The following is a 15,273-nucleotide window of genomic DNA, read 5'->3' as shown; positions in this document are numbered from 1 at the left end:
GCTGGTGATGGGAAACATCGACGCCTTCGGTCGCAGTGTCCGATGAGGACGTTGGTGTCCGCTGTCAGCGGTCCTGCCGTGCGTCCGGGAGGCCGATCGGCAGGGTGGCTGCCACTCCCCGGGTGTGCCGCCCGTCGAGGCGTTCCACGCCGATGCCCCAGCCGCGAGCCAGCCTGGTCAGGACCTGCGTCGTGTGCTCCAGCGCTTGGAGGTTCGCCGCCGCCAAGCGCATCGTCGCGCTCACGCGGGGCTCATTGTCGGTCGTCGACCGGTGGGCCGTGACGGCGATCGTCACCGCTGCGTGCGGCGCGGCCGCGAGCAGCCGGTGCAATGCCTGCGTTGCGACCGCCGGGGAAAGGCCCGACCAGCCTTCGAGTTCGAAGGTCGCCTGCGAGACCGGGCCGGTGTGCCAGAGCCGCCACTGCTCCCGGATGCGGCTGCGGTCGGCCGTGACGTGGGCGAGCGAGGAGATGGTGCCGAGGACCTCGTGCTCGGTGAGTCCTCTGGTGGGCGTGCCGTCGCGGCGGAGCTGGCGCTTCACCCGCCGGACGGCGTTGCCCAGCGTTTGCCGGACTTCCGCGTCCCGATGCACTTCGACCGTGCGCAGCACTTGCAGGGTCAGCCAGACACGTGGTGCGTGCGCCTGGCTGAACCCGGCGTGGTGCACCACCTGCACGGCGAAGGCCGGCGCCTGCTCGCTCAGCGGTGGCAGCATCGTCTCCGGCGGCGGCATCGGTTTCGGGGCGCGTGCGGTCGTTCTCGGTTGCAGCACCGCTGAGATCCCGGAGGCCCGGCTGAGCATCGACACCACGTCGTCGCCGACGTCGTCCACGAGCCACACCGATTCCGGCGAGATCAGGCGCAGCAGGGCGCGTCCGGCCTCGTCCGCGCTCCGCAGATCCCGGTCGCGCTTGCGCAGCAAGTACTTCCAGGACAACGCGAGCCATTCGTACAGCCAGCGGTCGCGGGTGCGAACCGCGGTCAGTGCCAGGACGATCGCGGCCGCGAGGACGACCGCGGCGATCGCGGGCCACGGCCTGCCGATGACCAGCACGACCGCGATCAGCACGAGCTGCCAGCACATGATCTGCAGCACCCCGATCCCGCCGAGCGGACGTGCTCGAGCGGACGTCGTTTCCGGCGGCCCGGCGGCAGATCGAGCCGCGGGCTCGGGCGGCGGGGCGGCGACCGGGTGCATGGTCGGCGCCGGTTGCCACGCCGGAATCGGTCGCGGTTGCGGGATCGCCGGTGCGTTGATTCGCACGCCGGCTCGGGTCGCGCCTGGATCGGTCACCGTGCTGCCTCCTCGTGCCTTCCCCGGGTCCAGTGTCCGCAGGGAAAATGAGGATTCGGTGACAGCGGATCGCTCCCGGCCGAGATTGGCGATTATCATCAGATCTTCATCGACCGCTTGTTAATGTCATCGGGTGACTGACGACTCGTCCGGCTCGAAATCCCCGGCCTTGCAGCGGCTTCGCGCCGTCGCGCGCGGCCGCGCGGCGATCGCGCTGCTGGTCGCCGGCTGCGTGGGACTGGTCGGCCTGGCCGTGACCGGACAGGCGTCCGTTCCGCCCGGCCTGCAGTTCGTCCAGGTCGGCCACTGGGTCTACAACAGCGCTTCGCAGTCGGCGTTCCACGTCGACGGGTCGACCGGCCAGGTGGATGCGCGGGCGAGCGTGCCCGGCGCGGAGCAGGGCAGCCAGGTCGTGCAGGGCGAGCGCTCCGGATACGTCGTCGAGCGGTCGCGGATCACGGAGTTCAGCAAGTCGACGCTGAGCGTCGAGAACAGCGTCGCCCCACCCGCCGCCGAGCGGCCGGTCGTGCTGGAGGTCGCGGGCGGCCCGTACCTGGTCTACCGCAACGCGGGCCGGGTAGCGCGCCTCGGCGACCCGACGGCCACCGTCCCGGCGGGCGGCCCGCTGTCCATGCCGGTGGCGACCTCCGACGGAACGGTGTGGCTGCACCGGATCGACACCGGTTCGATCTGCCAGCTGCCGCGAGACGCCACCCGGCTCGCCTGTCCCGCGGAACTGCCCAAGGGGCATGGCGGCGCGCTGGCCGTCGTCGGCGACCGGGCGGTGGTCATCGACACCACGGCGGACACGCTGCACACCATCAGCGGCGACGGGCTCGGCGGATCCGCCGAGATCGGGCTCAAACTGCCGCCCACGGCGCAGGTCGCCAACAGCGCCGTCGACGGGCGGCTCGCCGTCGTCGACCCGGATCGCAAGCAGCTGCACCTGATCGACACCGCCGGGCTGGAGAAGAACGGCCCGACCGCCCGGCCCGTCTCGGTGGACCTGCCCGGGGAAGGCAAGATCGCCGGACCCGTCGCGGCCTCGCACGTCGTCATGGTGGTCGACGAGACCCGGCACGAAGTGCTCACCTACGACAGCAAGGGCCAGCTGAAGAGCTCGAAGAAGCTTCCGGAGAACGGCGAACCGCCGCGACCGGCGCTGGGCGAGGACAACCGGATCTACGTCGACACCTCGGACGGCTCGCGGGTGCTGGTGGTCGACGGCGAGGACGGATCGGCGGCCGAGGTGTCCATCGACGACGCCGCCCGCAACGGGACGGCCGACGCGGCGACCACCGAGGACCCGCCGGACTCGGAGCCGCTGGTGCCGGGCGTGCTGTCGGATGTCGTCGCGGCCGCGACGCCGCCCGGCGCGCCCCGCAACGTCAAGGCGGTCGCCGGCGACGGCTCGGCCACGGTGACCTGGGGCGCCGCCGCGAACAACGGCGCGCGGATCACCAGGTACCGGCTGAGCTGGTCGGGCGGCTCGACCACCGTCGACGGGTCGGCGTCGAGCGCCACCGTGAGCGGGCTGACCAACGGCAAGTCCTACGTGATCACCGTGACCGCGGAGAACTCGGCGGGTCGCGGCTCAGGCGCCAGCGCCAAGGCGGTGGTGCCGGGACGCGCGGCCGAAGCGCCGAAGGTCACCGCGAAGGCGGGCGCCGACGGACGGGTCTCCGTGACCTGGACCGAACCCGAGCGCCACGGGGCTGAGCTGGTGCACTACCTGGTGAGCGCGTCCGGCAAGGGCGAACGCGAGGTTTCCGGCCAGAGCACGGAATTCCAGGGGATCACGGGCACCACGACCATCACCGTCCGCGCGGTCACCCGGCACGGCCCGTCCGGTTCTCCCATGCTCACGGGGAAGCCCGGCAAGCAGAGCGTCACCGTGCCGTCGGGCCCGCCCACCGTGGAGATCACCCGCGTGCGGGGTGACGGCAACAGGCTGATCGTGAGCGTCGACGCCGACGGCAAGGGCTCGTCCGCTACCTGCGAGGCGCGCTTCATGGGCTTCTTTCCGAGTTCTGCGCCCTGCGACGGGCCTTCCGAGATCGTCATCAACAACGTCACCTGGATCGGCAGCATCAAGATCACGGTCAACATGACGACCCCGGCGGGCCAGGCCACGGACGACTGGACGGGAGCGCCGGGATAGCCGGGCGGATCAGAGGCGTCGTCTTCTGGATCGGGCCGGTGCTGCCGGCGAGTTCGCGTCGAGGAAAGGGCAAGGAACTGCAGTGACACCCACTCCCAAGGTCGCCTACGACCTCATCGCCGAGAACGTGCAGGTGGTGATGCGCGGCAAGGAGGACGTCGTCCGGCTCGCGGTGGCCGCGCTGTTCGCCGAGGGGCACCTGCTGATCGAGGACGTGCCCGGGGTCGGGAAGACGACCATGGCGCGGTGCATCGCGGCCAGCATCGGCGGCGGGTGGAGCCGCATCCAGTTCACGCCCGACCTGCTGCCCGGCGACATCACCGGCGTGATGGTGTACCACCAGAACGCCGAGCGGTTCCAGTTCCACCCCGGCGCGATCTTCGCCAACGTGGTGCTGGCGGACGAGATCAACCGGGGCACGCCGAAGACCCAGGCCGCGCTGCTGGAGGTGATGGCCGAGCGCCGGGTGACCGTCGACTCGGTCAGCCAGGACGTGCCCCGGCCGTTCCTCGTCGTGGCCACGCAGAACCCGATCGAGATGGAGGGCACCTACCGGTTGCCCGAGGCGCAGCTGGACCGGTTCCTGATGCGCCTGTCCGTCGGCTACCCGGAGCACGACGCCGAGGTGCGCGTGGTGATGGGCGACTGCGCCGGGGTGAGCCCGGACGAGCTGCAGCCGGTGATCGACATCAGCGGCGTGCAGCAGGTGATCGCCGAGGTGCGGAAGTCGCGCCTGGCCCCCGAGGTCATCTCCTACGCGGTGCGGCTGGCCGCGGCGAGCCGCACCCATCCGGCGGTCCGCTACGGCGCCAGCCCGCGCGGCAGCATCGCCCTGATCCGGGCGGCCCAGGCGCTCGCGGCCACCCACGGCCGCGACTTCGTGACGCCGGACGACGTGAAGGACGTGGCCGTCCCGGTGCTCGCCCACCGCCTCGTGCTCACCCCCGACGCGGAGCTGAGCCAGCGGCAGGCGAGCGACGTGGTGGCGGAGCTGCTGGCGGACACCGCCGTGCCGACGGACCCGGCGAGGAGGTAGGGGTGCGGCTCACCCGCCGCGGCATCCTCGTTCTACTCGGGGCCGCAATGTGTTTCGCCTTCGGCGAGGTGGCCGGGTACCCGCTGTTCCGGGCTCTGGCCGGGGTCGCGGTCGGCGCGGTGCTGGCCGCCGTGGCCACCACCTTCGTCCAGCCGAAGGTGGAGGTCATCCGCTCCGTCACCCCGGACCGGGTCGAGCGGGGCAAGCCCGCGCTGGCGTCGCTGGTGGTCCGCAACGGCACCACGCGCCGGCACGGCGGCTTCGCCGCGGCCGACCGGGTCGGCACCGAGGCGAACGAGGTGCAGGTCCGCCCGCTCGCGCCCGGCGCGGAGGCCACCTACCACTACGAGCTGCTCACCACGGCGCGCGGCCGGCTCCAGGTCGGCCCGCTCGTGCTGAGCCGGTTCGATCCCTTCGGCCTCGCTCATGGAGACCGGACCGCGGGCGGCACCGCGCACCTGTGGGCGCACCCGCGCAGGCACCAGGTGCGCCCCGCGCGGGCCGGCTATCCGCGGCACCACCACGACGGGCCGATCACCGATCCGCCGCTGCGCGGTTCGGCGGACCTGCGCGCCGTCCGGCCGTACGTGATCGGCGACGAAGTGCGCTTCCTGCACTGGAAAGCGACGGCCCGGACCGGTCAGCTCATGGTGCGCGAGTACGCCGACCCGGCGCAGTTGCGGTTCACGGCGGTGCTCGACACCCGGCCCGCCGCGATGAGCCCGGCCGTTTTCGAGGAAGCCGTCGAGGTGGCGGCCTCGCTGCTCTACGCGTCGGCGTCGGCCGGGCAGCACTGCCGGCTGATCACCTCCCACGGCATCGACACGCCGGTCGACAGCGGCCTGCGGGCGGCCAGGTCGCTGCTGGACGAGTTGTGCCTGGTCGGCCAGGACGCGGCGGCGGATGCGCCGCTGGTGCCGGCCGCGCTCGACGCGACGCGTCCCGGCGGCATCCTGGTCGTGATCACCGGGCCGGACGCCGATGTGGCCGCGCACCGCTGGCGGCCGGACGTGCTGGTCCGGCTCGGAGCCCGGCAGTCGTCGGCGGGCAACGGGCTGATCGCCGCCTCGGACGCGGCCGATGCCGCGGCGAAGTGGAACGCCTTGCAGGCGGGTCCGGCATGACCGCGCGCAACCGGCTGGCGGTCGCCGGATCGCTCTGCGCCGCAGCGGTTTCCGGGTTCTTGTTCGCCCCGGTCTTCGGCTTGGCGCCGCTGATCGTCCCGGTGCTCGTCGTGGTGCTCGTCGGCTACGGCTGCGTCGAACTGGCCGCGCGGTGGCCGGAACTGGCGCCGTGGCGCCCGGTTCTGGTGCTGCTGGGGGCTCTTCTCGGGCTGATCGAGTCGGTCCTGTTCCCGACCACCGTGGTGGGCCTGCCCACCGGGGAAACGCTGCGGGTGCTGGAACGCGGGTTGACCGAGGGCTGGCTGCTCACCCTGCAGTCAACCTGGCCCGCCAGGCCGGATGCCGAGCAGCTGCTGTTCGTCCCGCTGGCGGTGCTGCTCGCCGTCGTGCTCGGCCTGGAATTGTTGCTGCGCCTGCGAAAGCCGATGGTGGCGTTGCTGCCGGGCCTGGCCGTGGTCGCGCTCGCCCAGGCGTACCAGGCGCTGACCGGGCTCGCGGCGCTGCTTGCCGCGATCGCCTACGCAGTCCCGGCCGGAGTGGTGCTCTGGGCGGAGCGCCCCGGGCGCCCGGCCGCCCGGCCCCGCGGTGGGCTCCAACCGGTGCCCCGGTCGTCCAAGGCGCGGATTCTGCTCGTGGTGCCGACGATCGTGGGCGTGGTCGCCGGTTCCGTCCTCATCGGTGGCTTCGATCCGGTCGGCGGCGATCCGTACCGCCTGGCGGACGGCCGTCTGGCGCCGTTGCAGCAGAACCGGCTCAGCAATCCGCTGGACCAGATCGCGGCGCGGCTGGGCGACCGCGAGCGGGAGGTGTTCCGCTACCGCAGCGATGCACCGGTCGACCGGTGGCGCCTGGTGGTGCTGGACGGCTTCGACGGAACCAACTGGTCGACCGGCGCGCAGCTGCGCCGGATGGGAACCGGCCTCGACGGGGTGCCGGGCGGCACCGCGGGCGCGGCCGATCTGCGGGTGCGGGGCGGGCTCGGGCCGTGGTTGCCGAGCCAGCCGGTTCCGGTGGGCGTGACCGGGCTCGCGCCGCTGGTGGACCAGTCCTCGGGCGCGCTGCTGCTGGATCCGCCGGTGCCCGCCGGGCAGGAGGTCTCCTACCGGCTGAGCTGGTCGACGCCCCAGGTCGACGCGGCGCGGCTGGGCGTCGCCCCGGTCGATCCCCACGCGGCGGGCGGGCTCGGCGGGCTCGGCGTGGTGCCACCGGAAATCGGGCGGCTGGCCAGGGATTCGGTGCGCGGGCTGCGCCCGACTTTCCAGGCGGCCCTGCAGCTCGACCGGTTCCTCAGCGAGAACTACCAGGTCGCGGTCGGCGAAGACCTGCCGACCGGGCACGGCTGGCCGCAGCTGCGGCACTTCCTCCTCGAGAGCAAGCGCGGGACGAGCGAGCAGTTCGCCGCCGCGTACGTGCTCCTGGCGAGGCTGAACGGCATCCCGGCCCGGCTGGTCGTCGGGTTCCGCGGCTCGAACAAGACCGAGGGCGACTTCAAGGTGGTGCGCAACGGCGACGTGCTGGCGTGGCCGGAGGTCGCGGTCGAGGGAGTCGGCTGGGTGCCGCTGGACCCGACCGCGACCGCGACCCAGTCCGGCCGGGAGCGGTCCGGCCTGGCGATGGCGGCAGCGCAGGCCAGGCAGCAGCTCCCGCCGGAGAACCAACTGCGCCCGCCCCAGCTCCCGCCGGGGCAGCAGGAGGACGCGGGCGAACAGGAAACGAGCGCCGCCCCGATGCTGTGGGCAGTGGTGGTTCCGGTTGCCGGAGCCCTGCTCCTGCTCGCCTGCTGGCTGGTCGGAGTGCCGCTGGCGAAGTCCGTGCGGGCCCGCCGCAGGAGGCGCCTGGCCGGCGCCGACGGTGTGATGGGTGCATGGGCGGAGGCCCGCGACCGGATCCGAGCCCACGGCGTGCCGTACCGGATCGGGATGACACCGCGGGATCTGGCGGAGTCGGCGGGCTCGATGATCGGAGAGCGAACGGCGGAGCCGGTGGTAAGGCTGGCGAAGGTGCTGGACATGGCGCTGTGGTCGGGAGTCCCGGTGGCGGACGGCCAACCCCGACGAGCCTGGGAAGAGGTCCGAGAGGTCCGGAGAGCACTAGCGGCCCGCCCACTGTCCACCAGGCTGAGAGCAGCACTGGAACTACGCACACTGCTCCCCACCAGCCGTCAGCAAGACCGTTCCTGAAGGATGGGCCGAGAGGTCATCTCGACTTCCGCTGGCTCGCGGCTGCGCGCTGCGCTGCGGTGGCGTGCAGCCACCCTCGCGCCTTCTGGTCCAGGTCCCGGATGTCGTCCCAGCTGCGATCGACCGGAATCGAAGCCACCCGTCGGTGGCTCTCGTGAACTGGCCCGGTGTCACCGCGCAGGACGTCGATGGCGGAGTCCCCACGTCCCCAGCGGAAGGTGAAGCCGCCCAGGTACAGCCATTGACACGGGAGCTTTGCCATTCGCTAACCCGCAGACGGTGACAACGGGCGGACCAGAACCGGCCGAGGCAGCTCCTCCGGCAAGAAGCACTCATGAGCCGGTTCCTGGATGCAGAACGGAGCTTGCGGGTGTGTTGGCGCTGGAAGCGCCAGAATCGCCCGGAGCGTCCACAGTGCCGGGGCGTGGTACTGGTAAGCCACGGCCTGCGGGTTGAACACCCCAGCGCTGTCCGGCGTGGGCACGCGGTACGCGGTGGCCCGGTCCTGGCTGCGGAGGATGAAGACGTCGGCGCAGTCCTGCGGGTGCTGGAACATCGAGGCCATGAGCTGAGGGGCGTGCTCCGGACCCCAGCGAATCAGGGTCCAACCCCGCAAGCGCAACTCGGTGAGCAGCTCCTTCAGCTCAAGCGACAGCGGTTCGCTCATCGCAGCCCCCAAGGCACGGGCCACTTCCGCAGGTCCACCCGCGTCCGGGTGGCTTCCCGCTCGCGCCTCTTCCTTCGCCGCTCTACCGCCGCCCGAGTTCGCTGCAGCGATCGACCCCACCAAGTCACGGTTACCTCGCTTGTCTATGTCGCCACAGACGTCTCATACAACTAGGCGGAAGGTAGCGATTGCTGCGCCGTTCGGGCAAGGTGGGACACTCGTTCGGGAGGACTCAGACGTCTAGTGCGAGGTGTTTCAATGTCCGTCGCAGCGAAGTATCAAGAGATCGCGGCGACGCTGCGCAGCCAGATCGACCGGGGTGAGTTGTCGGTTGGCGATCAGTTGCCGACCGAGCAGGCTCTGCAGGACCGGTTCGACGCATCACGCACAACGGTCCGCCAGGCTCTGAAGGAGCTTCGAGACGCCGGCCTGGTTCAGATGCGCCACGGAGTGGGCGTGTTCGTCGCACCGCCGAAGGTGGTCCGGCGGCTGGACTCCCGCGAACGTCTGTCGAAGGCCCGGCGGGAAGCGAACAAGGCTGCTTTCCTGGCGGAAGCGGCGGCACAGGGATTCGCCCCGTCATCCTCGGTCCGAGTGTGGTTCGAGCCTGCTCAGGACTACGCGGAACTCCTTGGTGTTGAAGAGGGTTCCGAGCTTTGCGTGCGCGACCGGGTGATGAGTGCGGACGATCAGCCGGTGATGCTGGCTGTTTCGCGGCTGCCCCGTGAGATCACCAGGGGTACCGCCCTGGAAGAGGTGGAGACCGGGCCGGGCGGTGTGTTCGCCAGGCTGGAGGAACAGGGCTACGAGATCACCGGGCACGAGGAGATCGTGAGCGCCCGGATGCCGGACGCGAACGAACGGAAGCTGCTCGGCCTCGGCAGCGGTCCCGTGCTGACGGTTCGCCGCCGGACGTGGAGCGGCGACCGGGTGGTCGAGGTGAACGACATGGTGATGTCGGGCGAGTCGTACGAACTGCGCTACGCATGGGATGCCATCTGACGCCATCCTGATGGAGCGGACAGCCTTGGCCGTACCAGCGGAAAATCGCCTTGGTTCAGGTGCGGCACCGGCGCTGCTCCAAGCCCTACCTCGGGCTGATCGAGACTGGTCGGCGGCCGATCACGGTCGATATCGTGGTGGCGTACGAACGCGAACTCGGCCCGTTGGGAGACGACATGCTGCGTCGCCGGGACATCACGCACCCCCGCACCATGAAGGCTGACCGACCGACGCTCACCGAGCTGGCCCGTTCGATCGACAGCGGTGACCCTGGAGTGTTGGCGACCGCGCCGTCCAGCCGCGCCGTCGACTTCTTTCTCGCGTCGAAGCTCGGTGAGTCGGGGGCGAACCACGTGCGGGAGTGGGTCCGAACCGGGAAGACGTCGACGCTGCGCGCGAACGCGCTCGCGGTGCTTTCGAAGATGTCGATGCGCGAGGACATCGAGCTCATCGTGGAGTGCTTGGAGACGGACGAGAAGGTCCGGTTCCTATCCTTGGCATCCGAGGTGTCCAAGCTGATGCAACTCGACTGGGAGACGTCCAAGGCGGTTGCGAAAGACCCGACCACTGCGCCGAATCCCCGGAAGTTGGCAAAGGCCCTGACGAAGGAAACGCTCCTGGACTCCGACGCCGAGTCCCGGTGGTGCGGGGCGTACCTGCTCCGGGGACTCGTCCCCGTACTGGGAAGGTAGACCTGGCCCGCGCGTCGGCGAGCGGACCGGCCGAGGGGTGCGTTAGTGCTGCAGGGCGTACCGACGTCGGTCGGAAGGTGATGGGATGAGCATTAGGGCAGGTTGGGCAGTTGTCGGTCTCGATGGTTCGTGCCAGGGGCTGAACGCGACCCTGAACACTCCGGAGGAGGTCGTGGGGTTCGTCGAGCAGCTCTCCGATCCCCAAGCGGACTCGGCCCGGCTGGTGCACAACGGTCGGCCGTTGTGGGACGCGGAAACGAACTTTCCCGATCAGACGTGTTCGCCGCCGTCGTCGACGGATTCGGGTACCTCAGCTACCAGGACGCCACCCGCGACAAGGCGTACCCCGAGGGAGATCCGGCCTCGGAGGGCTGCGAGTTCGACGACGACGACTTTCCGCCCGGATCGGGTCTGCCGGTCGAGCGATTCACCAAGGCCCTCGTCGAGTTCCTGCACACCGCCGACCGGCCCGCTTCGGTGACATGGCGCGACCTCTACCCGGAGACGCCTGGCGAGTAATCGACTCGACGACGCCTGCGCTCCGTTTCAGAGGTTGCAGCGGGTGCCTCGGATCGGGATCGGGTCGCTGGTGTAGATGTGCTTTCCGTCCGTGGCCCTCACTTGGAAGCAGTACCTCCGGGCCGGGTCCACCGGGACCACCTTGGTGCGGTCCCGGTTGGCGACCAGGACCATCGTGTCGATCCGCTCGCCCGCCACCACCACCGCGAAGTCGAGGTCGCCGTCGGCTCGCCAGGTCAGCTGGACCTGGTCGCCCCGGTCTTCCGGCGGGGCCACTTCGAGGTTCACGTCCGGCTTCGGGTCGGCCGGCTGCTGCGGCGGGGGAGCGGCGACCGCGGTGGGCGCGGATTCCGCCTGCGTCGCCGGTTCGCCCGACCCGATGACCAGTGGCACGGCCGTCAGGCCCAGGACGACCACGCCGAGGCCGACCAGGATGCCGGTGCGCCGCCGGTTGTGCGGGCGCTTGCCGGACTTCGGCTCGCCGCCGAAGGTGTGGACGAGGGTGCGGCCGGGTGTCGCCGGTCCGGCCACCGGTGGGGCGTGCCCGGAAGCTACCGGTGGGACTTGCCCGGAGACCGGCGCTGGGGCGTGCCCGGCGGCCGGCGGGTGGTGTTGCCCGACCTCGGCGAAGTCGTCGAACTCGGCGGCGGGTTCGTCTTGCTCGTCGTCGGCCTCACCGGAGTCGTGGCCGGGTTCGATCGCGCCGCCGCCCGTCGCTCGCTGGATCTTGGCGAACAACGTCATCAGCATCGCGGCGTCCTGCGGCCGGTCCGCCGGGTCCTTGGCGAGCAGGCAACCGACCACATCGGACAGTTCGGCCGGCACTCCGGAGGCCCGGATCGGCGGCACCGGTTCCCGAAGCACCTGGAGGATCCGCTCGCCGGGCTGCTGCCCGGTGCGGCGCGGGAACGGCGGCGCGCCCGTCAGCGCGGTGTGCAGGATCGCGCCCAGTCCGTACAGGTCGGATGCCGCGGAAATGGTGTCCTCGCGCAGCGTTTCGGGGGCGGTGTAGGTCACCGCGTGCATCGGGTCGCGCGGAAAACGGCGGCGCAGCGCCAATCCGAAGTCGGAGAGGACGAACTCGCCGGACCGGCGGTACAGCACGTTGTGCGGCGTCACGCCGCCGTGCAGGATGCCCGCCCGGTGCGCCGCGGCGAGCGCGGTGGCGATCGCCGACCCGATGGCGAGCACGTCGCGCAGCGACAGCGCGACGCCGGAGTCGAACAACCCGGCCACCGAGCCCCGGCACAGCTCCATCCGCACCCCGGAGCGCCCGTCGCGGTGCTTGATCACCGCGTCGACGGGCAGGATCGGCCGCACCTCCCGCAGTGCATCGAGAGCCTTGCGCTCGCGATCCAGCCACGCCGTGGTGTCGGCGTCGAAACCGTCGGCGAACATCTTGATCGCGACCGCGCGGCCGTCATCGACCAGCCGGCCCGCGTAGACCTTGGCGGTCGGACCTTCGGCGAGCAGCCTCAGGTCGCCCACCGCGCCGCTGCTCTCGATGCTCATGCGCCCATTCTCCAGGAGTGCGGCCGGTCTGCGGCGAAAGTCGCACAACGCGGCAGGTTCCTGCCTTCGCCACCCGCGATCGCCCGCCGCGGTCGAAGCTTTCGACCATGCAGACTACCGGCCTGGTCAGAGTGACCATCGCCGCTCCACGGCGGCGAATCGACATGGCGTTGCCAGAGCACGCGGCCGTCGCCGAGCTCCTCCCCGGCCTGCTGGCGCGCGCGGGCGAAGGCCTGGCCGACGACGGCGTCACCGGCGGCGGCTGGCAGCTGCGCAGGGTCGACGGGACGGCGTTCGACCTGGACCGGACGCTGGGCTCGCACCGGGTGCGGGACGGGGAGGTGCTGCACCTGGCGCCGCGCCGGATCAGCTGGCCGGAGCTGGAGTACGACGACCTGGTGGACGCGATCGCCACCGGATCCGGGCACACCGGCCGGGCGTGGGGGCCGCGGCACACCCGGTTGGCCGGACTGGCGGCCGGTGCGGCGGCGGTGCTGCTCGGCCTGGTCGCGGTGTTGCGCGCAGGCCCGCCGTGGACATCGCCCGCGTTGTGGGCGTTGGGCACGGCAGTGCTGCTGCTCGCGGCGGGCGTGGTGCTGGCCCGCGCGGCCGGTGATGCCGACGCCGGGGCCGTGCTGGCGGGGGTCGCGCTGCCGTTCGCCTTCGCCGGTGGGGGATTGCTGCTGGCCGGGCGGAATCCGGTGACCGAGCTGTCGGCGGGCCACCTGATACTCGCCGGTGCGTCGCTGCTGCTGGCGGGCCTGGTGGGCTACCTCGGCGTGACCGCGGCCCAGGCCCTGTTCGCGGGTGCGGTCACCGTCGGCCTGCTCGGAGTGCTCGCCGGCTGGCTGGGCACGATCGACGGCTGGGCGGGCTACCAGGTGGCGGCCGTGGTCGGCGGCGGACTGCTGGCACTGTCCACAGTGTTCGCTCCGCTGGCGTTGCGGCTCGGCAGGGTGCCGATGCCGGTGTTGCCGCGATCGACGGCGGATCTGGTGCGCGACGATCCGCCGCCGCCCCTCGAACTGGTCCACGCCGCGGTGGCCAGGGCTGACGGGTTGCTCACCGGGATGCTGACCGGGGCGTCGGTCGTGGCGATGTGCTGCCTGGTGGCGCTGGTCGGCAGCGCCGATGCGAGCTCGGTGGTGATGGCGGCGGTGCTCGCCGTCGGATTCCTGCTGCGCGCGAGGCTTTACCCGATCCTGCGGCAACGGGTGCCGCTGCTGGTCACCGGGATGTTCGGCGTCGGCTGCCTGGTGGTCGGCCCGGGCGTGACGGCGGCGGGGCTGGTGTTCGCCGGGCCGCTGCTGCTGGTCGTGGCCGCCGCGGTGATCGCGGCCGGCATCCTGCTGAGCACCCACGCCGCGAACCCCTACCTGGGCCGGTTCGCCGAGTACTCCGAGATCCTGGTGATGGTCGCCATCGTCCCGGTGGTGTGCGCCGTGCTCGGCCTGTACGGCTACGTCCGCGGGCTGGGGGGCTGAGCGCATGGCGTCGAAGCGAGATCAGCTGCAGGCGTACCAGTTCCTCGTCCAGCGGGCGATTTCCGCCCTGGTCACCAGGGAAACCGATCCCGAGCAGCCGCCGTTCCGCAGGCCGACGGGCGCGGTGCTCGCGAGCATCGCGCTGGCCATCGTGTCGCTGGCCTGCGTCGGCGTGTACGGGATGATCGTGCCGGGCGGCAACAACGCCTGGCGCAAGGACGCCGCGGTGATCGTGGAGAAGGAGACCGGCACCCGGTACGTCTACCTGAACGACCGGCTGTACCCGGTCGCCAACTACGCGTCAGCGCTGCTGCTCCTCGGCGATCACCGCGCCACGCAGCAGGTTTCCCGGAATTCCCTCGCCGACGTGCCCCGCGGACCCCGCATCGGCATCCCGGGCGCGCCCGACGCGCTGCCGGGCCCGGACCGGCTGCTGACCGGCTCCTGGTCGCTGTGCTCGGCGCCGGCCAGCGACGTGGCGGGCAGCAGGATCGAGGAGTCGGTGCTGCTGGCCGGTGCCGAACCGGCCGGTGGCGCCGGGCTGGGCGACCAGGCGCTGCTGGTCGAGCTCGCGCCGACGGGGGAGCGCTACCTGATCTGGCGCGGCCGGCGGCACCAGATCAACGCCTACGACGCGGTCGTCGGCACCGGTCTCGCGCTGACGTCCGAGCCGTGGGCGAGGGTCGGGCAGGCCTGGCTGGACGTGCTGCCGGAAGGCGCGCCGATCGAGCCGCTCGCGGTGGCGCAGGCCGGGGAACCGTCTGCGGCGGTGCCGGGGCGGACCGACATCCGGGTCGGGATGCTGCTGGTGGTGCAGACCTCGGGCGGTGGACAGCAGTACTACCTGGCGGAGCGGGACGCGCTGCGCCCGATCACCCAGCTGCAGCACGACATCCAGCTGGCGGACGCGCAGACGATGCTCGCCGCCTACCCCGGTGGGGAGCCGAAGGCAGTGCAGCTGGCGCCGTCGCTGGCGGCCACGGCACGGCGGCTCGACCCGGCCGTGGCAGCCGCGGGCTCGGCGCCCGCCACGCGACCGGCGGTCCCTCGGCTGCGGGACAGGGAGGCCACGGTGTGCGCCACCTTCGGCCAGGGCGGGGCGGTGCCCCTGCTGGTGGTCGATCCGGTGCTGCCGCCGGCTGATCCGATGACGGCGACCACGCGCCGGAGCGCGCACGGGACGCCGCTGGCCGACCGGGTGCACGTCCCACCGGGATGGGCCGCGGTGGTCGAGGCGATGCCGTCGGAGCAGGCCCCGGCGGGCACGCTGACCGTGGTCACGGACATGGGACGCCGCTACCCGGTGGCGACACCGGAGGTGCTGCGGATGCTCGGCTACGCCTCGGCCCGCCCGGTGCGGCTGCCAGCGGGCCTGGTGGCCCGCCTACCGGAAGGCCCCGCCCTGGACCCCAATGCCGCCATGCGGCAGGCCCCGGCCGGATGACGCCTGGGACGGGAACGCCGACCGGCGCAGCGCTGGTGGATCGTCCGGGCTGCGGACGAAACGAGGCCGTGAGTCCTTCGGGTTGCTGTTGCCCGTGCTCGCGGCCATCGGCTGGTCACCAACACCGGCAACGATTCCGAGCGCCCCGGAAACCCTGG

The 15,273-nt window shown here is 71.8% G+C and carries 13 protein-coding genes; 9 read left to right on the top strand and 4 right to left on the bottom strand.

The genetic code is table 11. The features are described from left to right. Window positions 1–64 precede the first annotated feature (64 nt). Complete coding sequence (locus tag AB0H93_RS03245; protein ID WP_358566589.1) at window positions 65–1,294, bottom strand: type VII secretion protein EccE; 1,230 nt, start codon at window positions 1,292–1,294, stop codon at window positions 65–67. A 133-nt stretch (window positions 1,295–1,427) separates the two neighbouring features. On the opposite strand from AB0H93_RS03245, the gene AB0H93_RS03240 reads away from it, so the two are divergent. The 4 genes from AB0H93_RS03240 (at window position 1,428) to AB0H93_RS03225 (ending at window position 7,795) form a co-directional block, all read left to right on the top strand. Continuing rightward, window positions 1,428–3,455, top strand: a complete 2,028-nt coding sequence (locus AB0H93_RS03240) for a fibronectin type III domain-containing protein (RefSeq protein WP_358566586.1) — start codon at window positions 1,428–1,430, stop codon at window positions 3,453–3,455. Between the two features lie 82 nt (window positions 3,456–3,537). Continuing rightward, the gene (locus AB0H93_RS03235; RefSeq protein ID WP_358303905.1) at window positions 3,538–4,491 is read left to right on the top strand and encodes a MoxR family ATPase; all 954 of its coding nucleotides are present in this window, start codon (window positions 3,538–3,540) and stop codon (window positions 4,489–4,491) included. Between the two features lie 2 nt (window positions 4,492–4,493). Next, complete coding sequence (locus AB0H93_RS03230) at window positions 4,494–5,615, top strand: DUF58 domain-containing protein (protein ID WP_358566583.1); 1,122 nt, start codon at window positions 4,494–4,496, stop codon at window positions 5,613–5,615. Then, window positions 5,612–7,795, top strand: a complete 2,184-nt coding sequence (locus AB0H93_RS03225; RefSeq protein WP_358566580.1) for a transglutaminaseTgpA domain-containing protein — start codon at window positions 5,612–5,614, stop codon at window positions 7,793–7,795. Before AB0H93_RS03230 ends, AB0H93_RS03225 begins: the two co-directional genes overlap by 4 nt. Window positions 7,796–7,811: 16 nt before the next feature. Here the strand turns inward: AB0H93_RS03225 and AB0H93_RS03220 are convergent, their stop codons facing one another. Continuing rightward, entirely contained in the window at window positions 7,812–8,057 is a 246-nt protein-coding gene (locus AB0H93_RS03220) for a hypothetical protein (RefSeq protein WP_358566577.1), read from the bottom strand. A gap of 3 nt (window positions 8,058–8,060) precedes the next feature. Continuing rightward, the gene (locus AB0H93_RS03215; RefSeq protein ID WP_358566574.1) at window positions 8,061–8,462 is read right to left on the bottom strand and encodes a hypothetical protein; all 402 of its coding nucleotides are present in this window, start codon (window positions 8,460–8,462) and stop codon (window positions 8,061–8,063) included. 258 nt (window positions 8,463–8,720) lie between these two features. Here AB0H93_RS03215 and AB0H93_RS03210 point away from each other — a divergent pair, with 258 nt between their 5' ends. The 3 genes from AB0H93_RS03210 to AB0H93_RS03200 all read left to right on the top strand — a co-directional run bounded on the left by AB0H93_RS03210 (window position 8,721) and on the right by AB0H93_RS03200 (window position 10,675). Beyond that, window positions 8,721–9,464 carry a GntR family transcriptional regulator gene (locus tag AB0H93_RS03210; protein WP_358566571.1) on the top strand — a complete coding sequence of 248 codons (744 nt, stop codon included), beginning with the start codon at window positions 8,721–8,723 and terminating at the stop codon, window positions 9,462–9,464. Between the two features lie 134 nt (window positions 9,465–9,598). Beyond that, window positions 9,599–10,156: an XRE family transcriptional regulator gene (locus AB0H93_RS03205; protein WP_358566569.1), complete on the top strand. Its 558-nt coding sequence runs from the start codon at window positions 9,599–9,601 to the stop codon at window positions 10,154–10,156. A 276-nt stretch (window positions 10,157–10,432) separates the two neighbouring features. Further along, window positions 10,433–10,675, top strand: a complete 243-nt coding sequence (locus tag AB0H93_RS03200; RefSeq protein WP_358566566.1) for an Imm1 family immunity protein — start codon at window positions 10,433–10,435, stop codon at window positions 10,673–10,675. Window positions 10,676–10,702: 27 nt separating this feature from the next. Here the strand turns inward: AB0H93_RS03200 and AB0H93_RS03195 are convergent, their stop codons facing one another. Then, window positions 10,703–12,187, bottom strand: a complete 1,485-nt coding sequence (locus tag AB0H93_RS03195) for a protein kinase (protein ID WP_358566563.1) — start codon at window positions 12,185–12,187, stop codon at window positions 10,703–10,705. A 107-nt stretch (window positions 12,188–12,294) separates the two neighbouring features. On the opposite strand from AB0H93_RS03195, the gene eccD reads away from it, so the two are divergent. Together eccD and eccB are read left to right on the top strand one after the other, a co-directional pair. Then, complete coding sequence (gene eccD, locus AB0H93_RS03190; protein ID WP_358566560.1) at window positions 12,295–13,671, top strand: type VII secretion integral membrane protein EccD; 1,377 nt, start codon at window positions 12,295–12,297, stop codon at window positions 13,669–13,671. 4 nt (window positions 13,672–13,675) lie between these two features. Then, complete coding sequence (eccB, locus tag AB0H93_RS03185; RefSeq protein WP_358566557.1) at window positions 13,676–15,115, top strand: type VII secretion protein EccB; 1,440 nt, start codon at window positions 13,676–13,678, stop codon at window positions 15,113–15,115. Window positions 15,116–15,273: the final 158 nt, after the last annotated feature.

The organism is Saccharopolyspora sp. NPDC050642 (assembly GCF_040654735.1).
GTDB classification, from domain to species: domain Bacteria; phylum Actinomycetota; class Actinomycetes; order Mycobacteriales; family Pseudonocardiaceae; genus Saccharopolyspora; species Saccharopolyspora elongata.
The sequence above is the reverse complement of the archived record's forward strand: the minus strand, read 5'-3'. Positions and strand labels throughout refer to the sequence as shown.

What these genes read in the sequence shown, in the direction of transcription:
- AB0H93_RS03225 (WP_358566580.1), top strand. Translation starts at nt 5,612, where the DNA reads ATGACCGCGCGCAACCGGCTGGCGGTCGCCGGATCGCTCTGCGCCGCA.
- AB0H93_RS03220 (WP_358566577.1), bottom strand. Translation starts at nt 8,057, where the DNA reads ATGGCAAAGCTCCCGTGTCAATGGCTGTACCTGGGCGGCTTCACCTTC.
- AB0H93_RS03215 (WP_358566574.1), bottom strand. Translation starts at nt 8,462, where the DNA reads ATGAGCGAACCGCTGTCGCTTGAGCTGAAGGAGCTGCTCACCGAGTTG.
- AB0H93_RS03210 (WP_358566571.1), top strand. Translation starts at nt 8,721, where the DNA reads ATGTCCGTCGCAGCGAAGTATCAAGAGATCGCGGCGACGCTGCGCAGC.
- AB0H93_RS03195 (WP_358566563.1), bottom strand. Translation starts at nt 12,187, where the DNA reads ATGAGCATCGAGAGCAGCGGCGCGGTGGGCGACCTGAGGCTGCTCGCC.
- eccD (WP_358566560.1), top strand. Translation starts at nt 12,295, where the DNA reads ATGCAGACTACCGGCCTGGTCAGAGTGACCATCGCCGCTCCACGGCGG.
- eccB (WP_358566557.1), top strand. Translation starts at nt 13,676, where the DNA reads ATGGCGTCGAAGCGAGATCAGCTGCAGGCGTACCAGTTCCTCGTCCAG.